General features: G+C 59.3%; 18 protein-coding genes. 8 read left to right on the forward strand and 10 right to left on the reverse strand.

Annotated features, from left to right (window positions below):
- Positions 1-2 precede the first annotated feature (2 nt).
- The 4 genes from KO492_RS05825 to KO492_RS05840 form a co-directional block, all read right to left on the reverse strand.
- On the reverse strand, positions 3-1,394 hold the full coding sequence (locus KO492_RS05825; protein WP_216044085.1) for a sigma-54-dependent transcriptional regulator: 1,392 nt from the start codon (positions 1,392-1,394) through the stop codon (positions 3-5).
- A 9-nt stretch (positions 1,395-1,403) separates the two neighbouring features.
- Complete coding sequence (locus tag KO492_RS05830; RefSeq protein ID WP_216044086.1) at positions 1,404-2,948, reverse strand: response regulator; 1,545 nt, start codon at positions 2,946-2,948, stop codon at positions 1,404-1,406.
- 166 nt (positions 2,949-3,114) lie between these two features.
- Entirely contained in the window at positions 3,115-5,007 is a 1,893-nt protein-coding gene (locus KO492_RS05835; protein ID WP_216044087.1) for a propionyl-CoA synthetase, read from the reverse strand.
- 316 nt (positions 5,008-5,323) lie between these two features.
- Entirely contained in the window at positions 5,324-7,606 is a 2,283-nt protein-coding gene (locus KO492_RS05840) for an NADP-dependent malic enzyme (protein ID WP_216044088.1), read from the reverse strand.
- A gap of 201 nt (positions 7,607-7,807) precedes the next feature.
- On the opposite strand from KO492_RS05840, the gene KO492_RS05845 reads away from it, so the two are divergent.
- From KO492_RS05845 to KO492_RS05870, 6 genes are all read left to right on the forward strand, one after another.
- On the forward strand, positions 7,808-8,296 hold the full coding sequence (locus KO492_RS05845) for a cytidine deaminase (RefSeq protein WP_216044089.1): 489 nt from the start codon (positions 7,808-7,810) through the stop codon (positions 8,294-8,296).
- A gap of 2 nt (positions 8,297-8,298) precedes the next feature.
- A complete protein-coding gene (locus KO492_RS05850; RefSeq protein WP_216044090.1) occupies positions 8,299-9,609 on the forward strand; it encodes a thymidine phosphorylase in 1,311 nt (436 codons plus the stop codon).
- On the forward strand, positions 9,606-10,817 hold the full coding sequence (locus KO492_RS05855) for a phosphopentomutase (RefSeq protein WP_216044091.1): 1,212 nt from the start codon (positions 9,606-9,608) through the stop codon (positions 10,815-10,817). Before KO492_RS05850 ends, KO492_RS05855 begins: the two co-directional genes overlap by 4 nt.
- Entirely contained in the window at positions 10,814-11,806 is a 993-nt protein-coding gene (locus KO492_RS05860) for an adenosine deaminase (protein ID WP_216044092.1), read from the forward strand. Before KO492_RS05855 ends, KO492_RS05860 begins: the two co-directional genes overlap by 4 nt.
- Positions 11,799-12,431: a uracil phosphoribosyltransferase gene (upp, locus tag KO492_RS05865; protein ID WP_066603265.1), complete on the forward strand. Its 633-nt coding sequence runs from the start codon at positions 11,799-11,801 to the stop codon at positions 12,429-12,431. The genes KO492_RS05860 and upp overlap by 8 nt, the downstream gene beginning before the upstream one ends.
- A 70-nt stretch (positions 12,432-12,501) precedes the next feature.
- Positions 12,502-14,049, forward strand: coding sequence for an SPOR domain-containing protein (locus KO492_RS05870; protein ID WP_216044093.1), 1,548 nt, complete (start codon positions 12,502-12,504; stop codon positions 14,047-14,049).
- 78 nt (positions 14,050-14,127) lie between these two features.
- On the opposite strand, the gene KO492_RS05875 is transcribed toward KO492_RS05870, so the two are convergent.
- The gene (locus KO492_RS05875) at positions 14,128-15,153 is read right to left on the reverse strand and encodes a hypothetical protein (protein WP_216044094.1); all 1,026 of its coding nucleotides are present in this window, start codon (positions 15,151-15,153) and stop codon (positions 14,128-14,130) included.
- A 103-nt stretch (positions 15,154-15,256) separates the two neighbouring features.
- Here KO492_RS05875 and KO492_RS05880 point away from each other — a divergent pair, with 103 nt between their 5' ends.
- A complete protein-coding gene (locus tag KO492_RS05880; RefSeq protein ID WP_216044095.1) occupies positions 15,257-15,904 on the forward strand; it encodes a sulfotransferase family 2 domain-containing protein in 648 nt (215 codons plus the stop codon).
- A gap of 301 nt (positions 15,905-16,205) precedes the next feature.
- Complete coding sequence (locus KO492_RS05885; protein ID WP_216044096.1) at positions 16,206-16,901, forward strand: Hint domain-containing protein; 696 nt, start codon at positions 16,206-16,208, stop codon at positions 16,899-16,901.
- Between the two features lie 164 nt (positions 16,902-17,065).
- Here the strand turns inward: KO492_RS05885 and KO492_RS05890 are convergent, their stop codons facing one another.
- The 5 genes from KO492_RS05890 to KO492_RS05910 form a co-directional block, all read right to left on the reverse strand.
- The gene (locus KO492_RS05890; protein WP_216044097.1) at positions 17,066-19,273 is read right to left on the reverse strand and encodes a 3-hydroxyacyl-CoA dehydrogenase NAD-binding domain-containing protein; all 2,208 of its coding nucleotides are present in this window, start codon (positions 19,271-19,273) and stop codon (positions 17,066-17,068) included.
- Positions 19,274-19,287: 14 nt separating this feature from the next.
- The gene (locus KO492_RS05895) at positions 19,288-20,499 is read right to left on the reverse strand and encodes an acetyl-CoA C-acetyltransferase (RefSeq protein ID WP_216044098.1); all 1,212 of its coding nucleotides are present in this window, start codon (positions 20,497-20,499) and stop codon (positions 19,288-19,290) included.
- 112 nt (positions 20,500-20,611) lie between these two features.
- A complete protein-coding gene (locus tag KO492_RS05900) occupies positions 20,612-20,824 on the reverse strand; it encodes a hypothetical protein (RefSeq protein WP_066603279.1) in 213 nt (70 codons plus the stop codon).
- A gap of 86 nt (positions 20,825-20,910) precedes the next feature.
- Complete coding sequence (locus tag KO492_RS05905) at positions 20,911-22,683, reverse strand: acyl-CoA dehydrogenase C-terminal domain-containing protein (RefSeq protein ID WP_216044099.1); 1,773 nt, start codon at positions 22,681-22,683, stop codon at positions 20,911-20,913.
- 41 nt (positions 22,684-22,724) lie between these two features.
- Positions 22,725-23,114 (reverse strand): MerR family transcriptional regulator, encoded by a 390-nt coding sequence (locus KO492_RS05910; protein WP_066603284.1) that lies wholly within the window; start codon positions 23,112-23,114, stop codon positions 22,725-22,727.
- Between the last annotated feature and the right edge of the window lie 355 nt (positions 23,115-23,469).

Genomic DNA, 23,469 nt, shown 5'->3' on the forward strand with positions numbered 1-23,469 from the left:
GATCAGCCTTTGCGTGCGCCGCGCACGGGTTTGCCCCAGTTTTCCAGTTTTCGGTAGAGCGTCGAAGGCGAAACATCCAACGCCCGCGCAGCGGCAGGGACAGACCCGTTTGCCGCCTGTATCGCTGCCTCTATGGCCTGTTGCTCGATCTGTGCGAGGGTGCGCCCCTCGAACGGGTCCGTGCGTCCGGGGAAGCGAGGGTTGTTTAGACCGGTCTGCCCATCGGGGCTGGGACGGATGCCGCGCAAATAAGGCGGCAGGTCGGAAATCTCGATCACCGGCCCGTCATTGAGAAGGGCGGCATTCCAGATCACGTTTATCAACTCGCGGATATTCCCCGGCCATGTGTGCTCAAGGAATACCGATTTGACGCCATTGGATAGCGTGCGGAAAGGGCGTCCCTCTTGCGCACAGAGGCGGTCCAGCTCCGTTTCCGCGATCTCGATCGCATCCGTGCCACGTTCGCGCAGCGGCGGCAGGTGAACCGGTACCACATTCAGGCGGTAGAACAAATCGGCGCGGAACCGCCCTGCGGCCACTTCGGCAGCCGGATCGGGGGTCGAGGTGCAGACAAAGCGACAGGACATGAGATAGGGCGCACCGCCACCGAGCGGGGTGACGCGACCGGATTGCAATATGTTGAGCAGGCGGGCCTGCATGATCGGGGACAGCGCGCAGACTTCATCCAGCAAAAGCGTGCCATCCTTGGCACGTTCCACAGCACCGGTTTTCTCGGCATGGTCCGCCGTCGCCGCATGGCCCAGAAGCTCCGCCTCGATCCGCTCGGGGTCGGTGGTGGAGCAATCGATTTTCACGAACTGCCCCGTCAGGATGCCCGATTGCGCGTGAAGGGTGGCGGCGGCGGTGACCTTGCCTGTGCCGCTTTCTCCGGTGATGAACACAGGCGCCGCAGATCCCGCGACCGCCCGAATGGTCTCGCACACCTCCTTCATCGGTTGCGAGGAACCGGCCTCTCCCGCGATTCCACTGCTGCGTGCTATCGATTCCTCTGACAATTGTCCGATGCTTCGACCGGCCAGCGCGTTGTTGACCACCGAGACCAGTTGGTCGGGGGCAAGCGGTTTGACGAGAAAATCGACCGCCCCATTGCGCATGGCACTCACCGCGCGATCCACGGAGGCAAAAGCGGTCACCGCGATGGGTTTGAGCGTCGGGACGCATGACATCAGTTTGGCGATCAGGGCCACACCATCCCCGTCGGGCAACATCAGGTCAACCAACGCAATGTCCGGTGTATGGCGCTGCGCCAGTTCCAAAGCCTCTTGGCAGCTTCGAGCGGTGATGACGTCATGTCCCTCGGCTTCCAGTGTGGCCGAGAAGATGGTCAGGTGGGTCGTGACATCGTCAACGATGAGGATCGGCGGCGGGGACATTTGCGTCCTTTAGGATGACAGGATGGAATGAATTGTCGCTTGAATATCCGAGGTATATTGCCGCAGTTGTTTCAGCGTTTCAATGATTTCCGACTGTGTCATGTGCTGCGATTGTTCCGAAAGAACGCGGGAGAGATGCTGCGCCTCTTTCATGTAAGCCGTGGCAAATAGCGAGGAAAGAGAATGTGTGGTCCGCGCAAGGATGGCGTGGCGCTCAAGAGGCGGGGCGGTTTTGGTGGCAGACGTGGCTGCATCCAGAAAATGATCAAGATCTTCGGAAAGCTGCGCGAGGATCATCTTTCCCTTGGAGGGCGGCAAATGCCCGATCAGCTTGTGCAGGGACCGTTCCAATGCGTTTGCAGGGTGAGGGGTTGCTGCATCCTCTTGCGCGGCGACGGACTGGGGTTGCGATGGTTGTGCAATGCCTAGGGCGATGGCAATGGCGTCGAGAATATCGCGTTGCGCATTGACAGGTTTGCTGAGAATGGCCTTGGCCCCATAGGACAGGATGGACTGCCGGTTGGATTGGAACACATGTGAGGTGATGGCGATGGTCGGGGGGAACTCGCGGCCTTGCGCACGCAGTTTGGACAGAACCTGAACGCCGGAGAGCAGGGGCAGCTCGATGTCGAGGAAGACCAGATCGAACTGTGGTTGTGCAGACATCAGGCGTTCAAGCGCATCAACACCATCATGGGCCTCGGTCACCTTTAGTCCTAGTGCTTCAAGATCATGACGGAACGCCATGCGCAGGGCCGGACTGTCTTCGACAAGAAGTGCAGTGAGACCTACCGGCAGTTGGCTGTTATGCTGTTGCGCGTCGAAACCTGTCTGTTCCACTGTCGGGAAGGGCAGGGCGAGACAGGCCTCCGCGCCACCCTCGGGCGGATTGCGCAGGGTCAACCTGCCATTGAGGCGGCGCGTGGCATCGAAGGCCACATGCAGACCAAACCCCGATCCGGGCTCGCCCGCGCCAACCGGCGTGGGGTCGGTGTGTGGTCTGTTCAGCACAATGGGGGGATAGCCGGAACCGGAGTCGCGGACGTAAAACAGAAGCTCCGCCTGCGGACCTTGTCCCGAGCGGGAAATCTCGATGGAAATCGGTCCGGAGCCTGCGTGATGCAGCGCGTTGGACACAAGATTGGACAGCACCTGTTCCAGCGCGAGCATATCGAGATCGGCAACTTCCGGCAGTTGCTCTGTGCCGGTCAGGGTGAGTTCCATACCGAGTTTGGCGGTGATTCGCTGCCAACGCGCGACTATTCCGATCACGATCTGGCGCGGTGCGCTGGTGATGCTGGGCAGATGCCGGTGTTGATAATTGGGAAAGAGCGATTCGGAGACTTCTTCGAGAAGACGTCCGAGATGGGCGCTGGTATGGGCGAGGCGGGAAAGCTCGCCTTGCAAATCCGCAGCGCTGTCAGGGGATTGTGCGAGGGTTCTGAGCGCGCTTTGCAACTCGGCATAGGTCGCGCGTATGTCATGGGATAACAGAGAAACGCGGCCCGCATCTTCCACCTGAAGCGTTTGGCGCTGTCCATCACGATGTTTCAAAATATCCCCTTGCGCCCGAAATGGCGCTCAACGCGTAAAATGTTTCCTTCTCGCACGGGCGCAAATAATAGCGGTCAAAGGCCGCGTGTTGGCGGTTCCCCGGCGGGATAGCTATTGAAACATTAACTAACCTTGCGCCGGAGAACAGATATTTTTTGCTTAAAATTTATTCTTTCGCGTAGCCAAGCTCCTGAAGCGCGGTTCTGATCTCGTCCAGAATGGCCGGATCATCAATGGTCGCGGGCATTTTGAACGGTTGACCATCGGCGATTTTCACCATCGTTCCGCGCAGCACCTTGCCCGAACGGGTCTTGGGTAGGCGGTCCACGACGCAGGCCAGTTTGAAGGCTGCAACCGGTCCGATCTCGTTGCGCACATCGCGCACGACCTCTTTGACGATGGTCGCGGGATCCTTGCTGCACCCTGCATTCAGGCACAGGAAGCCGAGCGGCATCTGGCCTTTCAACTCGTCGCTGACGCCGATCACGGCACATTCGGCCACGTCGGGGTGGTTGGAGAGAACCTCCTCCATCGCGCCGGTGGACAGGCGGTGACCGGCCACGTTGATCACATCATCGGTGCGCGCCATGATGTAGAGATAGCCGTCTTCGTCCTTGATCCCCGCATCGCCGGTTTCATAGTAGCCGGGGAAGGTGGTCAGGTAGCTCTTCTTGTAGCGATCCTCGGCCTTCCAAAGGGTTTGCAGCGTGCCCGGAGGCAGCGGCAGTTTGATCGCGATGGAGCCCAGCTCGCCCGGTTCGACCGGATGGCCCGCCTCGTCGAGAATGTCGATGTCATAGCCCGGCATTGCCACAGAGGGCGAACCGATCTTGACGGGAAGTTCCTCAATCCCGAACGGGTTTGCGGCAATGGCCCAGCCGGTTTCCGTCTGCCACCAGTGGTCGATCACCGGCACGCCGAATTTCTCCTGCGTCCATTTGATCGTGTCGGGGTCGGCGCGTTCGCCTGCGAGGAAAATCGCCTGAAGCTCGTGCAGCTTGTAGCGTTTGATCCAGTCGCCGTTCGGGTCCTCGCGTTTGATCGCACGCAGCGCCGTGGGGGCTGTGAAGAAGGATTTGACGCGGTGGTTCTGGATGATCCGCCAGAACACGCCCGGATGCGGGGTGCCGATGGGTTTGCCTTCAAACACAATGGTTTGCGCCCCTTTGATGAGCGGTGCGTAGCAAATGTAGCTGTGTCCGACGACCCAACCCACATCCGACGCGGCCCAGAATGTGTCGCCCGCCTCGATGTTGTAGATGTTCTTCATCGTCCAGTTGAGCGCCACCAGATGACCACCCGTGGAGCGCACAACGCCTTTCGGCGCACCGGTCGTGCCGGAGGTGTAGAGAATATAGGCGGGGTGGTTGCCCTCCACCGGCACACAGTCCACCGGCTTCACGCCATACTGGAACCCGTGCCAGTTGAAGTCGCGCCCTTCGGTGAGTTTGGCAACCTCTTGCTCGCGCTGGAAAATTACGCAGAAATCGGGCTTGTGTTCCGCCTCTTCGATGGCTTCGTCCAGCAGCGGCTTGTAATGCACCACGCGGTTCGGCTCCAACCCGCAGGAGGCGGCGATGATCGCTTTGGGGGTGCAGTCGTCAATCCGGACAGCCAACTCATGGGCCGCAAAGCCGCCGAAGACCACGGAGTGCACGGCCCCGATGCGGGCACAGGCCAACATGGCTTCGAGGGCTTCGGGGATCATCGGCATGTAAATGATGACACGGTCCCCTTTGCCGACGCCGCGCATCTGGAGAGCGCCGGCCAGCGTGGCCACGCGGGTTTGCAAATCCTTATAGGTGATGCCTTTGGTCGAATGGGTGATCGGGCTTTCATGCATGATCGCCAGTTCATCGCCACGACCGGCCTCAACGTGACGGTCCACTGCGTTGTAGCAGGTGTTGGTCAACCCGTCCGAGAACCATTCGTAGATCGGAGCATTGTCATCAAACAGGGCTTTGGAAGGTTTCTTATACCAATGAACCTCCTCTGCAGCCTCCATCCAGAATTTCTCCGGGTCCGATTTCCAAGCCTCATAAATGTCTTTGTATGCCACTCTCAGTGTCCTCCTCGCTCATATGGCGTGGCCGGCGGCGGTAGTGATTCTCTGCAAGGCAGCTATGCCACTGTGGAATGTCACTAGGGCCAGTCACGTGGGCCCGATGCTAAAATGGCCCGCTCCGGCAATCTTGTTACCAGAGCGCGGGGGAAATGTTTATATAAAATTCGCAAACAACTCAAGAAATGTAGTTTGCAAACTCTCGAAATTATCATGGATGTTGCAAACAAAAACGCCCCTGCAAATCTTGCAGAGGCGTTTGAGGTTTTGGTGATCGCCGTGAGGGGCTTGGAGACGCCCTCGCGGAGAAGTGTCAGCCGTAATGCGCTACGGGCGTGCCCGCGATAGCGGACATGTTCAGGAGCCCGCGCGACGTGATCGACGGCGTGACGATATGCGCCTTGTTCGCCATGCCCATCAGGATCGGCCCGACTTCCAGACCGCCACCTTTGGTCTTGAGAATATTCCGCACACCGGAAGAGGCATCGGCAATCGCAAAGACAAGCGCATTGGCCGGACCTTCCAGACGCGAATGCGGGAAGTTGCGCTGGCGCAGATCGGGGGTCAGGGCGCTGTCGATATGCATTTCGCCTTCATAGGCAAAGTCGCGCGGCTCGGAATCGAGGATTTCCAGAGCCTCGCGCATATTCCGTCCGGTCATGCAGTTGAGGTTTCCGAATTCCGAATGCGAGCATAGGGCGATATTCGGTTCGATCCCGAAACGGCGCACATGGCGCGCTGTGGCGATGACGGTTTCCGCGATCTGGGCGGGTGTCGGCTCCGTATGCACATGGGTATCTGCGATGAACAGGGGGCCGTCTTCCTGAATCATCAAGGAGAGCGCGCCCACCGGTTGACGTTCCTTGGTGCCCAGAATTTGCGTCACATAGTTCAGGTGCCACAGGTATTGCCCGAAGGTGCCGCAGATCATGCTGTCGGCGTGATCCTGTTGCACCATGATGGCGCCAATGGCCGTGGTGTTGGTGCGCAGGATCGCCTTGGCGAGATCCGGCGTAACGCCCTTGCGTGCCATCAACTCGTAATAGGCCTGCCAATATTGTTTGTAGCGGCTGTCGCTTTCCGGATTCACCACTTCGAAATCAATGCCGGGGCGGATTTTCACGCCCGCACGTTCGGCCCGCATGGCGATCACCTCGGGGCGACCGATCAGGATCGGCTTGTCCGTTGTTTCCTCGATCATGCCCTGAGCCGCCCGCAGCACGCGCTCGTCTTCGCCCTCGGAAAAGGCGATGCGGCGTTCGGCATGGCTGGCGGCGGCAAAAACCGGACGCATGATCAGGGCGGATTTGAACACCGAACCGTCGAGCGCCTCTTTATAGGCTTTCATATCCGGCACAGGCTTGGTTGCCACCCCGCTTTCCATCGCGGCTTTCGCAACGGCGGAGGCGACGACGCCCATGAGACGTGGATCAAAGGGTTTCGGGATCAGGTAGTTCGGGCCGAAGTCCAGCCGCTCGTCCTGATAGGCCGCCGCAGCCTCGGCGCTGGTGGTGGCGCGGGCCAGTTCCGCAATCCCTTCGATACAGCCAAGCTGCATCGCGTCGTTGATCTCGGTCGCGCCCACATCCAGCGCACCGCGGAAGATGAAGGGGAAGCAGAGCACGTTGTTGACCTGGTTCGGGTAATCCGAGCGGCCCGTGGCGATGATCGCATCGGGGGCCACTTTTTTCACCTCGTCCGGCATGATCTCCGGCGTCGGGTTGGCCAGCGCGAAGATGATCGGCTGCTTGGTCATCTTCTTGATCATTTCGGGCTTGAGTACCCCCGGACCGGAGAGGCCAAGGAACATATCTGCCCCTTCGATCACATCATCAAGCGTGCGCAGGTCGCTTTTCTGCGCGAAAGCCGCCTTTTGCGGCGTCATTTCTTCTTCGCGGCCCTCATAGACGAGACCGGCGATGTCGCAGAGCCAGACGTTTTCGCGCTTCAGGCCCAGTTTCAAAAGCATGTTGAGGCAGGCAATCCCCGCCGCGCCGCCGCCTGTCGAGACGACTTTGATGTCTTCGAACTTCTTGCCGCAGACCCGCAGTGCGTTCGTGGCAGCCGCCCCGACGACGATGGCAGTGCCGTGCTGGTCGTCGTGGAACACCGGAATGTTCATCTTTTCACGACAGAGTTGTTCAACGATAAAACAATCCGGCGCCTTGATGTCCTCAAGGTTGATCGCACCGAAGGTCGGCTCAAGCGCACAGACGATCTCGGCCAGTTTTTCCGGATCGCTTTCATTCACTTCAATGTCGAAACAGTCGATATTGGCGAATTTCTTGAAGAGCACCGCTTTGCCCTCCATCACCGGTTTGGACGCCGCAGCACCGATGTTGCCCAGCCCCAGAACCGCCGTGCCGTTGGTCACAACCGCAACAAGATTGCCCCGCGAAGTGAAGCGGGTCGCTGTGGCTGGGTCCTTCTGGATTTCAAGGCAGGCCTCTGCAACGCCGGGGCTATACGCGCGCGCAAGGTCGCGGCCGTTGGCCATGGGTTTCGTGGCGCGGATTTCCAGTTTTCCGGGTTTCGGGAACTCGTGGTAATCGAGTGCGGCCTGCTTCAGGTTGGTGGTACGGCTTTCCGTCGGCATTGGGCTCTATCCTGTCTGTTGCGGTCGTCGGGCGAGGTCCGGTAGGGTAGTTTAGTGTTGAACTAAATTGAAGACCCCACGTCACGCTCCGGTTTGCCAAAGGCTCTACGCTTCCCGAGGGGGCTGACGCAAGAGGGCAATAGAGGCAAAACAACACAGAAAGATGATATTCGGGCAAATCTTTGCCTGTGATTTGACGAAATGCTGTTTTGCGCGGCGATTGTCTTTGTGAGGGGCGCATCGTGCTTGCATCCGGAGAACGCCCGACGCAATCTTGACCAAACCGTCAAAAACGAGGTGATCATGTCTCTTCTGGATGAAGCCGCCAAGGCGCAGCCGCAGGCCTATGCGCCCTATTCGAAATTTCGTGTCGGTGCTGCGATCCGCACGACGTCGGGGGCCGTGTATACGGGGGTGAATGTCGAGAATGCCGCCTATCCCGAGGGCACCTGTGCCGAAGCGGGGGCCATCGCGGCGATGGTTTTGGGCGGGGAGACCAAGATTGCCGAGGTGGCTGTGATCGGAGACAGTGACGAGCCTGTGCCGCCCTGTGGAGGGTGCCGCCAGAAAATCCGCGAATTTGCGGAGGCGGATGTCAAAGTGTCGATGATGTCGCGCACGGGCAAGGTGCTGACCATGACCGTGGGGGAACTTCTGCCCGGTGCTTTCACAACTGATCATATGGACTGAGCATGGACGCGCGCCAGATCATCGAAAAACTGCGGGACAAGCGCCCGCTTGAGTCGGCGGAGCTGAACGCCTTTGCGCAAGGGTTGGCCTCCGGAGCGGTGACCGATGCACAGGCCGGAGCCTTCGCGATGGCGGCGCTTTTTAACGGCATGTCGGACCCGGACCGTGTGGCGTTGACCTTGGCGATGCGCGACAGTGGCGATGTCATGCGCTGGGATTTGCCTGCGCCCGCCATCGACAAACACTCCACCGGCGGCGTTGGCGATTGCGTGTCGCTACTGCTGGCGCCTGCGCTGGCGGCGATGGGGGCTTGTGTGCCGATGGTTTCGGGGCGCGGGCTTGGCCACACAGGCGGGACGCTGGACAAGCTGGAATCCATTCCGGGGCTGAAAACCGAAGTCAGTGACGCGCGGTTCCGCGAGATTGTCGAGCGCGTCGGTTGTGCAATCGTCTCGGCCTCCGGCTCTATCGCGCCTGCGGACAAGCGGCTCTATGCGATCCGCGATGTCACGGGCACGGTCGAGAGTATTGATCTCATTACAGCCTCGATCCTGTCGAAGAAACTGGCGGCGGGGCTTGAGGCGCTGGTGCTGGATGTCAAATGCGGCTCCGGTGCGTTCATGACCACGGTGGAGGATGCGCGCGCTTTGGCGCAATCGCTTGTGACCACGGCAAACGGGGCGGGCTGCAAGACCTCGGCCCTTATCACCGATATGAACCAGCCCCTGTGCCCGTCTTTGGGCAATGCGCTTGAGATCATGGCGGTGATGGAGGCGCTGACCACGGGGGAGGTGGACAATATCCTCTGCGATGTGACCTGCGCTTTGGGTGGCGAACTTCTGGTGCTGGCGGGGCTGGCCGAGGATGTGGAGCGCGCCACATGGGCGGTGCGTGACACATTGACGGATGGTTCGGCGGCGGAACGCTTTGGCCAGATGATTTCCGAGTTGGGCGGGCCAGCAGATTTCGTCGATCACTGGCGGGATCGTTTGCCCTCTGCCCCTGTGGTGCGCGACGTGATGGCGGGGCAGTCGGGCTATGTCTGCGGTATGGACGGCCATGCGCTTGGTATGGCAGTGGTGCATTTGGGAGGCGGGCGTCTGAAAGGCGGTGAAAAGATCGATCCGGCTGTCGGGCTTTCCAATTGCTGTATGATCGGGGAATATCTCGATGCGGACAGTCTGGTGGCAACCATTCACGCCAAAACTGCGGAGGATGCCGATCAGGCCGAGGCCGCAATCCGTGCGGCAATCCGGTTGGACGAGACCGCCCCCGACGAGCCGCCATTGATTTACGAAAAGGTAACGGTATGAGCAGGGCATTTTTGATTGTGATGGATTCCGTGGGACTTGGCGGTGCGCCGGACGCGGACAGGTTTTTCAACGGGGACCGCCCTGACACGGGGGCCAACACGATTGCCCATATTGCGCAGGCCTGTGCCGAAGGTCGCGCCGAAGACGGGCGCAGCGGTCCTTTGCATTTGCCCAATCTGGATGCGCTGGGGCTGGGGGCGGCGATGGCGCATGCGACCTCAGATCCGGCGCCAGGGCTGGAAGCCATGCCGGAAGGACTCTACGGGGTCGCCGCCGAGATTTCACGCGGCAAGGATACGCCGTCAGGGCATTGGGAACTGGCTGGTGTGCCTGTGCCGTGGGACTGGCATTATTTCCCCGATGAACACCCAGCTTTCCCGCAGGACTTGATGGAACAGACCGCAGCATTGTGCGGGGCAGGGGGCACCTTGGCGAATTGTCATGCTTCCGGCACGGAGGTCATCAAGACGTTCGGGGCACAGCATATCGAGACCGGCTGGCCGATTTGCTATACCTCTGCGGACAGCGTGTTCCAGATCGCCGCGCATGAAGAGCATTTCGGGTTGGAGCGGTTGCTGAAGCTTTGCGCAGACCTCGCGCCCACATTGCACGCGATGAAAATCGGTCGTGTGATCGCGCGGCCTTTCGTCGGGTCGCCGGAGGAGGGGTTCACACGCACGGGCAACCGTCATGACTATGCGATTGCGCCGCCAAGCCCGACGATCTGCGACTGGGCGAAAGCGGCAAGACGTGCGACCTATGCGGTGGGCAAGATCGGCGATATTTTCTCCATGCAGGGCTTGGATGAGGTGCGCAAGGGCACGGACAGGGTGCTTTTCGATCATCTGTGCGATGTGATGGAGGAAGCGCCGGACGGGTCTTTCACCTTTGCCAATTTCGTCGAGTTCGATAGCCTCTATGGTCACCGCCGCGATGTCTCCGGATATGCCCGTCATCTTGAATGGTTCGATGCCCAGATGCCGCGCCTGTTCGAGCGGGCACGGGAGGGTGATCTGCTGATTTTCGCCGCCGACCATGGCAATGATCCGACATGGACCGGCACAGACCATACCCGCGAGCAGGTGCCTGTTCTGGGCTATGGTCTTGGTCTCAAAGCGATCGGTCCTGTGGCGTTTTCCGATGTGGCGGCGTCTCTGGCCGACCATCTGGGAATTGAAGCCGAAGGTCCGGGAAGGAGTTTTCTGTGAGTATTACTGACCTGCCCAAAATCGAGTTGCACATGCATCTTGAGGGGGCCGCGCCGCCTGCGTTCATTCGCGGCTTGGCGGCCGAGAAAAAAGCCGATCTTTCGGGCATTTTCGACGAGAGGGGGGCATATAAGTATAAGGACTTCTGGGATTTCCTGAGGGTCTATGAGGCGGCGACCTCGGTTCTGAAGACGCCGCAGGATTACTATCGCCTGACCCGCGCGGTTCTCGAAGAAAGCGTGGCCTCCAATGTGGTCTATACCGAGAGCTTTCTTGCCCCCGATTTCTGTGGTGGCGGTGATGTGGCAGCGTGGGCGGATTACCTCGCCGCGATCAAGCAGGCCGCCGACGAGATGGAGTGCGAGGCCGGTATCGTGATGCGTGCGATCCCGACCTGTGTGCGCCATTTCGGGCCGGATCAGGCGAAGAAAACCGCCCAATGTGCGCAAGAAACCGTGGGCGATTTTGTCACGGGGTTCGGCATGGGCGGCGACGAGGCTATGGGGAAACAGGGCGATTTCAAATATGCGTTCGATATGGCACGCGAGGCGGGGCTTCAGCTCACCACGCATGCGGGCGAATGGGGCGGGCCGGAGAGTGTGCGCGACGCCATTCGTGACCTGAAAGTCGAGCGCATCGGTCACGGCGTGCGTGCTATCGAAGACCTTGGGCTGATCGACGAACTTGCCGAGGCCGGTGTTGTTCTGGAGGTCTGCCCCGGCTCCAACGTGGCGCTGGGCGTCTATGCCAAGTGGTCGGACCATCCGATTGCCAAGCTGCGCGAACGCGGTGTGAAAGTCACCGTGTCCACAGACGACCCGCCTTTCTTCCATTCCACCATGCGCTCTGAATTCGACAATCTTGCCGAGACTTTTGGTTGGGAAGATGCGGATTTTGTGGCATTGAACACAACCGCGCTGGACGCGGCATTTTGCGATAACGCGACGCGCGAGGCGGTCGCAAAGAAACTGGAGACACCTGATGCTTGACCACCTGACCGTTGTGACCCACCCGCTTGTTCAACACAAGCTGACGATCATGCGCGACAAAGAGACCTCGACCGCAGGATTCCGTCAGTTGCTACGCGAAATCTCTCTGCTTCTGGCCTATGAGGTCACGCGCGAACTGGATATGACCGAAAAGACCATCGAAACCCCGATGCAAACCATGCAGGCCCCGACGCTGGACGGGAAGAAAATGGCGCTGATCTCCATTCTACGTGCGGGCAACGGGTTTCTGGACGGCATTCTCGAACTGGTGCCTTCGGCGCGTGTGGGGTTTGTCGGGTTGTATCGCGACGAGGAAACGCTTCAGCCGGTGGAATATTATTTCAAAGTGCCCGAAGACCTTGGAGATCGCCTTGTGATCGCAGTTGACCCGATGCTGGCCACGGGCAATTCCTCGGTTGCGGCCATCGACAAGCTGAAAGAGGCTGGAGCGACCAACATTCGCTTTCTTTGCCTGCTGGCCGCGCCCGAAGGGATCAAGCGCATGAAGGAGGCGCATCCGGATGTTCCGATCGTCACCGCATCCGTCGATGAGAGTCTGAATGCGCAAGGCTACATCATTCCGGGCCTCGGGGATGCGGGGGATCGCATGTTTGGCACAAAATAAGCGATTTGCCTCTTAACAGCGAATCAGTTCTGCGATAGGCTGAACACTACATCTTGTGTGGGGCCACATAATGCAGGGTTTGAAAACGATTTCCGTCGCAGCCGTAATAGCGACATTGGGCGTGTCTACTGTCGGCTTGTCCGATGCAGCGGCGCGCACGCTTTATAATGCAGATCATCCGGCGGAATTTCCGCCGGTGTCCTTTAACGGGACGCAATATGTTGACAGCCGCGGCTGTGTCTTCGTGCGCACGGGCACAGATGCTGCTGTGCAGTGGGTGCCGCGGGTGACGCGGGATCGCAAGGTGCTTTGCGGTTTCAAACCGACATTCGCCAATATCGACGATGCCCTGCCGGTGATCCCTGATCCGAAGCCGAGCGCTCCGGCTCAGGCCACGACCGTTGCAGAGGCGACAAAGCCTGTTGCGACACCCGCTGCGCAGAAAAGATCCACGGTTCAGGGTGCGGCTGTGACGCCTTCGGTTGAGGCCGTATCGAAACCTGCGCCGACATCTGTGGCGTCCAAACCCGCGCTCACGCCGAAACAGCCGGATTTGCCACCTTTGGAGCAGCTTGCTGGGAAAACCGTTGGGGAGCAGGGCTGTGTGGCCTCGGTCTCCGATGGCCAGTTGCGCTGTGCGACAGAGACGGTGGAATATATCCTGAAACGTCTGCCTGCGGGTGTGACCGTGCGGACCGCTGATGGCGGGCGCATGACCACAACAGAGCCGACACTCGTGCGGGTTCCGGTCAAACGCGCCGCCCCTATGCCAGCACCGGAAGCTATGCCGGCAGTTGCGATGCCGGAAACGGTGCGGGTGGCTTCGGTCACACAAGCAGATGCCATGGCGCAATGCGCAGGGCTTTCGGGCAATGCTATGCAATATATGAACACGAACGGGCGCTATGCTGTGCGGTGTGGACCGCAGGCGGTGCATCCGTCCGAATATGTGAAACGTCAGGCGCAGGGACGCTTGTCCAGCCGGAGCACGCATCAGGTGGCTGTCGCACGGGCGGCGGGCATGGATACCACCGCATTGCCGCGTCCGGTGGGGATCGGTTTGCCTGAGGGATACAGCCGCGCATGGGATGACGGACGGCTCAACCCGTATCGTGGCCCTGTGAGTGCGCACGGCGATCTCCAGATGGCGCAGGTCTGGACCGAGACCACGCCCGCTTACGGCATCTACGCGCCGCGCAAACGGACGTTCTGGGAATGGCTGTTCGGCACCTCAGTCAAGTCGCGCACCACCGTGACGGCGTATGCGGCTCATGATGCGAACCCTGTCCAGATTTCGACCAAATCCGAGGCACCGCTGCGCACGCCGCTTGCGGGTCAAGTGCGGCCTCAATCGGTGCAGAGTCCTTCTGCGCCAACACAAACGGCGCAGGCTTTGCGCTATGTTCAGGTGGGCACCTTTGGCGTGCCTGAAAATGCCGAGCGCTCGATTTCGCGGCTCTCGGCTATGGGGTATCCCGTTTCGTCGCAAATTCTGCACCGTGGCGGGAAACCTTTGAAGATTGTTCTGGCCGGTCCATTTGCCCGGCCCGAGCAAACGCTGTCCGCTTTGTCTGCTGTCAAAGGTGCAGGCTACGGGGACGCATTCGCACGCAAATAGCGTTGAGTTAACGAGGCAGACCAATAAAAAAGAAACCCCCGCATACGGCGGGGGTATTCTTGTTTATGGGGGCCGGTCTTATCCGCCACACACGCCCTGAAGCGCGACCCAATCTCCATCTGACAGAACGGGGCGGGTGGTCTCGATCTGCACTCCGTCTGCCTCGATCAGCGGCAGGACCGATGCGCCGGTGATGTCGCGTGCATAGGCGTAGGGGGCGCTATGGACCTGTGCCTTGGCAAAGGCGGCGATGAGAGGGGCCTCGGGAACAGGGGGCTGCACCATTGTCAAAAGGCTCTCGGCATGGGCGTCAAGCATTTCGGGCGGGATGTGGCCTGTGGTCAAAAGCCGGATCGAACTGGTCAGCCCCGCCTCCCGCAACAACCGTTCAAGCGGGTCTTGCTCCTGTGCCCGCACAAGCTCTGCGAGTACATAGCCTGCGGCCACATCGGGATCTTCGTAATCTTCCACCACAGCGCGATTCAAGAGGATGATTTGGCCGGGGAGATGTTGGGACACCGCCACGCCGCTGGTGAGGACAACGATCTGTCCGTCACTCCCAGGGATGAGGTGGGCCTTCAATTTGTTCAGCGCCCGTGCGCCATGCACCGTGTCACAGGGGGCACCCGACAGCCGTTTGATCCGGTCCAGAAGCTCCTGTCCGATTTCGGCGCGTGTGGCGGGGGGGACGATGGAGACGGCTTGCCGGATCAGCGCACCGGGGAGCCAGAATACACCCAGTGCCAACACGGCCGCTGCGCCCAACCCGAAAATCAGTCCGCGCAACCGTCCGGGATGTGGGCGGGCGCGGTCAATGGCGCGCCGGATGCGGGTGATGGCGTCAATCATCAACGTGTCGTCGATCTCCAGCTCCTCGCTGCTGTCGGAGGCGGGGCGGTAGCGGGCGGGGATTTCCCCTTCGTCGGTGATGCGTTCAATGGCGGGCAGGGACCAATGCGTCAGCGCGCGCCCGTCCGTGCGGGATTCGCTGATCGTCAGTGTGGCCTCGCCCAGAGAGATGATCACGGAACGACGCTGGCTTTCCCCTTCGGGAAGCCAGAGACCGGTGGCTTCGAGCCGTTCGAATTCCGTGAGCGCGATCATGCGCAGCCTGCTCTTTTCTTTGTTGTTCGGGGCAATCTATCGTGGAACGTGCCGCACGACAATCGCTCTGGGAAGAGAAGACAAAAGGCTTTACGATTTCTTCATGATCATCTCGTCCGGACGCCGCTATATCTTTGTTCATATCCCTAAAACGGGGGGCACTGCGCTGACGCAGGCGCTGGAATCCCGTGCGATGGCGGATGACATTCTTATTGGTGACACGCCTAAAGCGATCCGGCGGCGCGCGCGGGTCAAAAAGCTCACGGCGGCGGGGCGGTTGTGGAAACATGCGCGCCTGTGTGACATTGAAGGGCTGGTGGCGCGGGAGGCCTTCGCGGATCATTTCATCTTCACCTTGGTGCGCAACCCTTGGGACCGGTTTGTGTCCTATTACCATTGGCTCAGAGAACAGAGCTTTGATCATCCTGCAGTTCATTTGGCCAAAGCTTCGGACTTCTCGGCCTTTCTGAATAATCCACAGACGGTGAAAAGCCTGTCGATGCCGTCCAGTGCCTATATGCGGGATGGTGCAGGCGTGGAGCGCGCAGACCTATATGTGCGTCTTGAAGCTCTGGACGAAGACCTCGCGCCGCTTTGGGAGCATCTGGGGTTCAACCTGTCACCGATTGCACCACTCAATGCATCGCGGCGGGCGCGTGATTTTCGCGGCTATTACTCTGATGCTGATGCGGAGTTGGTGGCTCGAAGCGCGGCAGAGGACATCGCGCGGTTTGGCTATCGTTTCGCGTGATTCGACTGCGCAGGGGAAGCGTATAGGGCGAATCAGGGCCTGAGTGGCTGATTTCAGGTGTAGTTTAGAGCGTGGAAGGCGCAGAAACGGCGGTTCGAAGTCTCTGGAAGAGGGGCTTTGTCCCTTTGGTGTGGACAATCGGGTCAAATTTCAACGATTTGTCATCATTTGCGGCCAGTGCCTTATTTGAGACCCAATCGCGTCGAATTGTAAACCCATCTTTTACCTTCTTATTATTTGTATTGAACGAAGACCTCGGACTGCTCTCCGAATTTGTGCCTATCAGAATAGGAATGCTGCGATGATTAAGTTACGCGATATGTTTCGCAAAGAGCCGGCCTGTGACGCCAATGAGCGCTCGGGCGCTTGGGACGGGGCGCTCTCTGACGGCCATAGGGTGCTCACCTCCGGCCTTATTGCAGGCACAAAGGTTGCGACCGAAATTGGTTGGCGCGATGTGGAGGCATTGGAGGCCGGAGACAAGGTTCTGACTTTTGATGACGGCTTGCAAACTGTGCGCAAGGTGTCTCGGCGGTGGACATATCAAGAGCCGCATTTGACGCCTGAAGAATTCTGGCCGCTTGATGTGCCGGAGGGGGCTTTGGGGAACCGCACGGGGCTTATTTTGCTGCCGGATCAACCGGTGATGATGGAGAGCGATTCCAGCGAGGCGACATTTGGAGATCCTTTCACCCTGATCCCAGCGCGGGCGCTTGAGGGCTACAAGGGGATTGATCGTCTTTGTGCCGATATTCCTGTCGAGGTCGTAACCCTGCATTTCGATACGGAGCAGGTTGTGTTCGGCAATATCGGCGCGTTGTTTTATTGTCCTGCCAAGGGAGGCGCGTCTGACGCCTGTGCTGCACCACGTTATGAGGCGTTGCCGCTGACCCTGTCGCGCATGTTTGTGGCTGCGTTGGCCCAGCAGGGCGCAGATGGTGGTGTGACAATGCCTGCGCCGGTCATGCCATCGCAAACGGAGTCCGCTGTCATCTAATATACTTTCAGGCTTTCGGGATGAGGCCGGGAGGGGCCCGCGCATGGGGAGTGCGCGGGTCTTTTCATGTTTGGTGGGGCGTCTGGATGTCATCGACCCCCCTCAAAACGCATGAAAAAGCCCTCCCGAGTGGGAGGGCTTGATCGTCGTTCTGGTGGCGTGGGTCAGGCGGCCTTGCTGTCCTTGCCCGTGCCGAAACGTCCGTAGAAGGTCTCGCCACTCTTTGCCAGATCTCGCAGCAGGTCCGGTGTCTTGAAGCGCGGCCCGTGGGTGGCGGTGAGATTGTCGCAAATCTCCACAGCTTTCGCCGCACCGATGATGTCGAGCCATGCAAACGGGCCGCCCGACCAAGGCGCAAAGCCCCAGCCGAGGATCGCCCCCACGTCACCTTCGCGGATGTCGGTCAACACGCCATCCTCAAGCGCACGCACGGCTTCCAGAACCTGTGCCATCATCAAACGATGCTGCACTTCGTCGAGATCGGGCTGGGCGTCGGCGGCAGGGAATTCATCGGTGAAGCCCTTCCAAAGAAGCCCGCGTTTGCCCTTCTCGTCGTAGTCGTAGAAACCGGCGCCCGCTTTTTTACCCAGACGCCCTTGATCGAACATCCAGAAAACCACCTCGTCCACAGCCTCGTCGGGATAGTCGTCGCCCATAGCAGCTTTGGTTGCCTTGGCGATTTTCACGCCGAGATCAATGGAGGTCTCGTCGATCAGCTGAAGCGGCCCGAGCGGGAAGCCCAGAAGTTTCGCGGCATTCTCGATGAGCGGCAGGTCAACGCCTTCGGCGGCCATGCGCACCCCTTCGTTGATGTAGGGGATGATGCAGCGGTTGGCGTAGAAGAACCGCGCGTCATTGACGACGATCGGGGTTTTGCGGATCTGGCGCACATAGTCGAGCGCCTTGGCCACGGCGACATCACCGGTTTGCTTGCCTTTGATGATCTCGACCAGAAGCATCTTGTCCACCGGACTAAAGAAGTGGATGCCGATGAACTGATCGGGTCGCACGGAAGCTTTGGCCAGCTCCGAGATCGGCAGGGTCGAGGTGTTGGATGCAAAGATGCAGTTCTCGTCCACGATGGCTTCGACCTTTTTGGTCATCTCCGCCTTCACGCCTATGTCCTCAAAGACAGCCTCAATGATGAGGTCACAGCCCTTGAGCGCGTCGAGATCGGTGGTCGCAAGGATACGGCCCAAGACCTCTTCTTTCTTCTCCGGCGTCACCTTTTTGCGGGAGATGCCTTTGTCGAGGATGGTCTCGGAATAGGATTTCCCCTTGTCCGCCGCCTCCTGTTTCTGGTCGATCAGCACGACTTCAATGCCTGCATTGGCAGAGACATAGGCAATGCCCGCGCCCATCATGCCCGCGCCGAGAACGCCGACTTTCTTGACCGTCTGGTCATCAACGTCAGGACGGTTCGCGCCTTTTTCCAAGGCTTCCTTGTTGATGAACAGAGAACGGATCATGTTGGAGGAGGACGGGTTCATCAGCACATTTGTGAACCAGCGCGCCTCAATCTTGATCGCCGTATCAAAGGGCACCATCGCGCCTTCATAGACCGCAGACAACAGGGCCTTGGCCGCCGGATAGACGCCTTGGGTGTTGCCGTGGACCATGGCGGAGGCGCCGACAAAAGTCATGAAACCCGCCGGATGATAGGGCGCGCCGCCGGGCATTTTCCAACCCTTCGCGTCCCACGGTTTGACAATATCCGCATCCTTGGCGTTCAAAACCCAGTCTTTGGCCTTGGCCAGAAGCTCGGAAGGCTCCACAACTTCGTGGACGATCCCCGAAGATTTGGCCTTTTTCGGATCCATCAGCTTGCCTTCAAGCAGGATCGGTGCCGCCGCCATAGCGCCCAACAGACGCGAGACGCGGGTGGTGCCGCCCATGCCGGGGAAGATGCCGACCTTGATTTCGGGCAGACCGATCTTGGCCTTGGGATTGTCGGCCACAAAGATGCGGTGACAGGCCAGCGGGATTTCAAGCCCGATGCCAAGCCCCGTGCCCGGCATAGCGCAGGCCACAGGTTTGCCGCCTTTGTTGGTTTTCGGGTCCATGCCTGCGCGTTCGAGTTTGCGCAGGATCGCATGCATGGACATAAGCCCTTCAAACAACCCCTTGGCAGGCTCGTCTCCGGCTTCTTCTTTCATCCGTGCGATGATGTTGAGGTCCATCCCGCCGGCAAATGTGTCCTTGCCAGAGGTGACAATGATGCCTTTGACAGCGTCGTCGCCAAGTGCCTTGTCGATACAGGCGTCAAATTCCTTGATCCCCTCCATCGACAGCACGTTCATGCTTTTGTTCGGAAGATCCCAGGTGATCGTTGCCACGCCATCGGCGTCTACGGAATAGTGAAAATCGGTCATGGTTCTCGTCTCCCTTACACGCGTTCGATGATGGTGGCGGCACCCATGCCGGATGCGATGCACAGCGTGGCAAGACCCACGCCTTTGCCGGTGCGCTCCAGCTCGTCAAGCACTGTCCCGATGATCATCGCCCCCGTCGCGCCCAGCGGGTGGCCCATTGCGATGGCCCCGCCGTTGACGTTTACTTTGCTCTCGTCCACGTCAAAGGCCTGCATGAAGCGCATGACTACTGCGGCGAAGGCTTCGTTCACTTCGAACAGGTCGATGTCGTTGATGGTCATGCCGTTGTCGGCGAGGATTTTCTGCGTGACCGGAACCGGACCGGTGAGCATGATCGTCGGGTCGGTGCCGATTTTCGCGGTGGCGCGAATACGGGCGCGGGGCTTGAGGCCCCATTTCTCCCCGAATTCCTTGTTGCCGATTAGCACAGCCGCTGCCCCGTCCACGATGCCGGAGGAGTTGCCAGCGTGGTGGATGTGGTTGATTTTCTCAAGATGCGGATATTTCATCAACGCAACCTTGTCGAAGCCCGGCATGCTCTCGCCCATATCCTTGAACGACGCCTTGAGATTGCCGAGGGCTTCAACCGTGGTGCCCGGACGCATGTATTCGTCGCGGTCCAGAATGGTCAGACCGTTCTGATCCGTGATCGGCACGATAGATTTGGCAAAGCGGTTGTCCTTCCACGCGGCTTCGGCGCGGTTTTGCGACCGGACGGCCAGCGCATCGGCTTCTTCGCGGGTGAACCCGTATTGGGTGGCGATGATGTCCGCGGAAATGCCCTGCGGCACGAAATAGGTTTTCATGGCCAGACTCGGGTCCACGGCAATCGCCGCCCCGTCAGAGCCCATCGGCACGCGGCCCATCATTTCGACGCCACCGGCAATATATCCCATGCCCGCGCCACCTTTGATCTGGTTGGCGGCAATGTTCACGGCTTCCATGCCGGATGCGCAAAAGCGGTTGATGGCGAGGCCGGGGATCGACTCGTCAAGGTCGGAGGCCAGAACGGCGGTCCGTGCAAGACAACCGCCCTGTTCGCCCACCTGTGTGACATTGCCCCAGATCACGTCTTCGACCGCATGACCGTCAAGGCCGTTGCGCTCTTTGACCGCGTTCAGAATTTTCGCAGACAGCGCGGCCGAGGTTACCTCATGCAGGCTCCCGTCCTTGCGCCCTTTGCCGCGCGGACTGCGCACGGCGTCATAAATATAGGCTTCAGTCATTCAATCCTCCTCAAGACCCGCTTCGGGCCCGTCCATAGTGCTAACTGTGTCCCACCTGTGAAAGCGTCAAGTGAGACAGTTTGAACCGCTGCCTGTTTGTCCCGTGTCCGGCTTAGCGTTTTCGCTGTGCCAGCTCCGAATTGAACAACCGCAAACGGTGCGTCAGTTTTTCTTCGTCCGTGACGGAGTTGAAATTCTCGAACAGGAAAGACAGCGCCTCTCCCTCGTCCAAGCCCGCCTCCCTCGCGAAACTTCTAAGTCGACGATACCCGTCTTCCGTCATGGAAACAGGAAAACGCCGCGTCATTCTGAACCGTTTGGGCATGGTTACGCTCCGTCATTTTGCCGCATGGGCGCATAAAAAAGGCCCCCGCCAAGGGCAGGGGCCTCATGTCTCGGGTCGGGTCTAACTTAGAACGCCTCGGCGGGCAAAGTCATCACCGGATCGGCACCGGATTCGATGCGTTTCAAAAGCGTGCCGGTCATCGGCAGCTGGCGGGCCATGTAATACCGCGCGGTGGTGAGCTTGTTCTGGTGGAACTCGGGATCATCCATGCCGTTCTCCAGTGCGGCCAGCGACACTTTCGCCATCCGCGCCCACATCAGGCCAAGGCAGACATAGCCGAACAGATGCATGAAGTCATAGGATCCGGCCAGCGCCGCGTTCGGGTTTTTCATGCCGTTTTGCATAAAGAACATGCCCGCGCTCTGGAGGTCTTTCGAGGCCGTTTTGAGCGGGTCCACGAAGTCTGCCATTTCGTCGTTGCTGTTTTCTTTGCAGAAACCTTTGACCATATCGAAAAAGGCCATGACGTATTTGCCGCCATCCAGCGCCAGTTTGCGGCCTACAAGGTCCAGCGCCTGCACGCCGTTCGCGCCTTCGTAGATCATGGCGATCCGTGCATCACGGGTGAACTGGGACATGCCCCATTCTTCGATATAACCGTGGCCGCCGTAAACCTGTTGCGCGTTGACCGTGGCCTCGTAGCCCTTGTCGGTGAGGAAGCCCTTGAGGACCGGAGTCATCAGGGAGATCAGGCCGTCGGCTTCCTTGTCGCCGGAGCGGTGCGCCTGATCGATCAGGTTGGCGCCCCAGAGCATGAAGGCACGCGCGCCTTCGATAAAGCTCTTCTGGTCCATGAGGGTGCGGCGGATGTCCGGATGCACGATCAACGGATCGGCAGGCCCGTCGGGGTTGGCCGGTCCGGTCACCGCGCGCCCTTGCAGACGGTCTTTCGCATAGATCACGGCGTTCTGATAGGCGGCTTCGGCCTGTGCTAGCCCTTGCATGCCAACGCCCAGACGGGCCTCGTTCATCATGGTGAACATGGCACGCATACCTTTGTGCATCTCGCCCAAGAGGTATCCGTTGGCTTCGTCATAGTTCATCACACAAGTGGAGTTGCCGTGGATGCCCATTTTCTCTTCGATGGAGCCGACCGAGACGCCATTGCTGGACCCGACGCTGCCGTCTGCGTTCACATTGAATTTCGGCACAATGAAAAGCGAGACGCCTTTGATGCCTTCCGGCCCGCCGGGGATTTTCGCCAGAACCAGATGGATCACGTTTTCGGACATGTCATGGTCACCGGCAGAAATGAAGATCTTCTGCCCCGTGATCTTGTATGATCCGTCGTCTTGCGGCTCTGCCTTGGTGCGCATGAGGCCCAGATCGGTGCCGCAATGCGGTTCCGTCAGGTTCATTGTGCCGGTCCATTCGCAGGAGGTCATTTTCGGCAGATAGGTGGCTTTTTGCTCTTCGGTGCCATGCACAAGGATCGCCGAGGCGGCCCCGTGGGTGAGACCCTGATACATGGTGAAGGCCTGGTTGGCGGCTGAGAACAGCTCGCCCACGGCGGTGCTCATCAGATAGGGGAGACCCTGACCGCCATATTCTTCGGGCAGATCAAGCCCCGGCCAGCCGCCTTCTTTCACTTGCTCGAATGCTTCTTTGAAGCCGGTCGGCGTGGTGATGACGCCGTTTTCAAATGTGCAGCCCTCCTGATCGCCAATGGTGTTCAGTGGTGCAATCACATCAGAGGCCAGTTGTCCGGCAGCCTCGAGAATGGCTTCGGTAAATTCCGGCTCAAGGTCCGAATATCCCGGAATGTCGGAGCCGGAAATGTTCAGCACCTCGTGCAGCACATATTGAATGTCTTTCGTCGGAGCGGTGTAGCTCGGCATGGCGTGTCTCCCTTTCGTTCAGCGCGCGGGGAGACCTTTCGTCACCCGTCGCGTTTCAATCCCTCGATTCGCCTTTCGACAAATCCGATTTCATCCTCCAGTTCGGTCATGAGCTCTGTCAGCGCCTGTTTTTGCGCCTCCATCTCCGCGAGCTTCACATGATACGCTTTCAACGTGTTGCGCATCTGTGCCTCTCCGCCGTCTTCCTCCGAGTAGAGATTCAGTAACTGCCGGATCTCTTCCAGAGAGAAGCCAAATTTCTTGCCGCGCAGGATCAGGATCAAACGTGCCCTGTCCCGTTTGGTGAACAGCCGCTTCTGACCCTCGCGGATCGGGAACAGCAGTTCCTTGGCTTCGTAAAAGCGCAATGTGCGGGGCGTTACATTGAACGCATCACACATCTCGCGGATTGTCATAACCTCTTTCGTCACGTCGGCGTGCTCCGGTCTCGTCGCTTGGGGTAATCCGGTTGCCCAGAAGTGATGCCCCTTTTTGCGGCGCGAAGCTTTGCCTTCGCCCCACTCTAATCTCATCTGGGAGGCCTCTTTAATCGAAACGTGGCGTCACTTCGCTATGGCGTTTGTGCCGCTTGGGGCCTTCTGGACGGGGTTTAAATTATTCTGCGGCAGAGGGCTTTGCAAACGGTTTGGCAGAAATCTCTAAAATTGCATTTATTTCTGTTGTTTATTGCGTTCAAATCGCTTTGGCAGTTGTGGAAAAATGCGCATTTGTAGGGGTGAATTTCGCGGATATCTGAGTCGCAAATTGACTTTGTTGTCGGGTATC

Origin of the sequence: Celeribacter halophilus (assembly GCF_018860305.1) — a bacterium.
Lineage (GTDB): Bacteria > Pseudomonadota > Alphaproteobacteria > Rhodobacterales > Rhodobacteraceae > Celeribacter > Celeribacter halophilus_A.

Bases quoted from the DNA above. Each gene is read 5' to 3' on its own strand.
- KO492_RS05885 (WP_216044096.1), top strand. From the start codon at position 16,206: ATGATTAAGTTACGCGATATGTTTCGCAAAGAGCCGGCCTGTGACGCC.
- upp (WP_066603265.1), top strand. From the start codon at position 11,799: ATGCTTGACCACCTGACCGTTGTGACCCACCCGCTTGTTCAACACAAG.
- KO492_RS05890 (WP_216044097.1), bottom strand. From the start codon at position 19,273: ATGACCGATTTTCACTATTCCGTAGACGCCGATGGCGTGGCAACGATC.
- KO492_RS05880 (WP_216044095.1), top strand. From the start codon at position 15,257: ATGATCATCTCGTCCGGACGCCGCTATATCTTTGTTCATATCCCTAAA.
- KO492_RS05825 (WP_216044085.1), bottom strand. From the start codon at position 1,394: ATGTCCCCGCCGCCGATCCTCATCGTTGACGATGTCACGACCCACCTG.
- KO492_RS05855 (WP_216044091.1), top strand. From the start codon at position 9,606: ATGAGCAGGGCATTTTTGATTGTGATGGATTCCGTGGGACTTGGCGGT.
- KO492_RS05845 (WP_216044089.1), top strand. From the start codon at position 7,808: ATGCTGTTTTGCGCGGCGATTGTCTTTGTGAGGGGCGCATCGTGCTTG.
- KO492_RS05905 (WP_216044099.1), bottom strand. From the start codon at position 22,683: ATGCCGAGCTACACCGCTCCGACGAAAGACATTCAATATGTGCTGCAC.
- KO492_RS05850 (WP_216044090.1), top strand. From the start codon at position 8,299: ATGGACGCGCGCCAGATCATCGAAAAACTGCGGGACAAGCGCCCGCTT.
- KO492_RS05895 (WP_216044098.1), bottom strand. From the start codon at position 20,499: ATGACTGAAGCCTATATTTATGACGCCGTGCGCAGTCCGCGCGGCAAA.
- KO492_RS05840 (WP_216044088.1), bottom strand. From the start codon at position 7,606: ATGCCGACGGAAAGCCGTACCACCAACCTGAAGCAGGCCGCACTCGAT.
- KO492_RS05875 (WP_216044094.1), bottom strand. From the start codon at position 15,153: ATGATCGCGCTCACGGAATTCGAACGGCTCGAAGCCACCGGTCTCTGG.
- KO492_RS05870 (WP_216044093.1), top strand. From the start codon at position 12,502: ATGCAGGGTTTGAAAACGATTTCCGTCGCAGCCGTAATAGCGACATTG.
- KO492_RS05900 (WP_066603279.1), bottom strand. From the start codon at position 20,824: ATGCCCAAACGGTTCAGAATGACGCGGCGTTTTCCTGTTTCCATGACG.